We start from the raw sequence: 391 nt of genomic DNA on the forward strand, positions 1-391 counted from the left end.
CGGCACAACAAGTTATGAATATGATGATTTGTACAGGCTGACAAAGAAAACAAACCCAGACAACACCACTATAGAGTATTTCTATGATTGGGCTGGAAATTTTACAGGTATAAAGACAAAAGGCGGGGCAACAAGCTATGTGTACGATGCTTACAACCGACTTTCCAAGGTAATTGGAAATGACAATAAAGCTACCAAATACTTATATGATGCAGTTGGAAATCTTGAATATATATTGCATCAGGATGGCTACAAAACCCAGTATATTTATGATAACCAAAACAGGCTGACGGATATAAATAGAATCAAGCCTGATGGGGTAACGGTAGAATATAACTACCACTATGATTTGGAATTTGCCGGAGAGCGCAAACAGGTAACAGAAACCAGC

At 38.4% G+C, this 391-nt stretch carries 1 protein-coding gene; it reads left to right on the plus strand.

What is annotated here, in order from left to right; translation table 11 throughout:
• The coding region (locus tag ACECE_RS0223090; RefSeq protein WP_205410218.1) for a hypothetical protein at positions 1-391 on the plus strand (391 nt) is incomplete at both ends.

This window comes from Acetivibrio cellulolyticus CD2 (assembly GCF_000179595.2).
Lineage (GTDB): Bacteria > Bacillota > Clostridia > Acetivibrionales > Acetivibrionaceae > Acetivibrio > Acetivibrio cellulolyticus.